Source organism: Pseudomonas sp. YuFO20 (assembly GCF_035064975.1).
GTDB classification, from domain to species: domain Bacteria; phylum Pseudomonadota; class Gammaproteobacteria; order Pseudomonadales; family Pseudomonadaceae; genus Aquipseudomonas; species Aquipseudomonas putida_AE.
Map to the genome: position 1 here is coordinate 1 of NZ_JAXDEO010000144.1, position 1,192 is coordinate 1,192.

1 protein-coding gene and 1 pseudogene are annotated in these 1,192 nt (G+C 61.7%); both read right to left on the reverse strand.

Going from position 1 to position 1,192, the window contains the following annotated elements; genetic code table 11:
- Positions 1 to 322, reverse strand: a pseudogene (locus tag SOP85_RS30975) (hypothetical protein); the annotation flags it as partial.
- 28 nt (positions 323 to 350) lie between these two features.
- Positions 351 to 1,192 (reverse strand): DUF2345 domain-containing protein (locus SOP85_RS30980; RefSeq protein WP_323629402.1); only part of this gene is annotated, 842 nt, incomplete at its 5' end.

The window sequence follows — 1,192 nt, forward strand, 5'->3', positions numbered from 1 at the left end:
CGTCGGCCAGGCAGTGCACGCTGGATTGCTCCAGGCCCACGGCGGTACCGCTGTCGAAATGCACGCCGCCGTGCCACAGGCCATTGCGGCCCAGAGGGTAATAACCGGCGGTGGCGTTGGCCAAGTGGGTCAGTTGCTGCAACTGGTCCCGCCTGTCCTTGAACGGGTGGCACCAGTTTTTCAGTGGCGGCAAGCCGTCGGTTTTCGAGCCCGTTGTTGGGGGGATGGGCTGGGTGTCGTGCGTTGGCCAGACCGGGGGCATGGACCTGGGGGTGCTTGAGTCGTAGTGGCGTCCAAAAATCCAGTCGAGCAGCTTTGCCATGGTGTGTACCTCCAGGTTTGCGAAAGAGTCAGCCAGAGAAATCCGTACGTCCCTGGGACTGGAGAAGGTGTTCAGACAGTTGCGGTAGCGGCGGCATTTGCAGGGCTTGCTCGCCAGGTCCCTTGAACTCGTGATGCGCCGCCTTGACCAGGTGATTGCCTGCCGTCCCCGATTCGATGCCGCCCGCATCCAGGGTGAGATAGCTGCCACCGCCATTCAGATTGATTTTCTTCTTGGCGGTGATGCGGATTTCGTCTTCGGTGCTGGTGATGTCCAGGCCAAGACGGGCGATTAGCTCCAGCGCATTGTTTTGCGCCTGGACACTCACCGGGCCCTGATTGGCAATCAGCTTCAGCCCTAGCTTGCGCACAAACAGGCTAAATCCCTGGCCCACACCCATGAACAAGCGCTTGACCACGCCGATATCGGCTTCGCCACCGGCGTTGAACATCAGGTTGTCCTGCGCCGCCAGTTGCAGGTGTTTGCCACTGGTGAGGGCGATGCCCTGGGGCGCGCTGAGCAGCAGAACCGAGGCCTTGAGCTGCTCCAGGTCCTGGCGCAGCAGGTTCAGTTGCGCGGTGACATCCGCCGGGTCGGCCTTGGCAGCCTGGGCGTCAACCGAGAGTTTTCGCAGTTGTTCGCCAGCCTGCTGCAGACGCTCGAGGGCGGGGCTCATCTCCAGCACCTGACCTTGGGCCTTGGCCTGCTCATCGGCACTGATGAACAAGCCTTTGCCTGCCCGGATGGCGCCGTGCCCATCCGTGCGCAACTCAAATCCTTCGCCACGTTTCTGTTTCTTGGCATCCACCAGATGCCCCAGGTTCAGCTGGCTCTTGCCACTGTGCTCGGTACTGAGCTTGACGTGCTCCT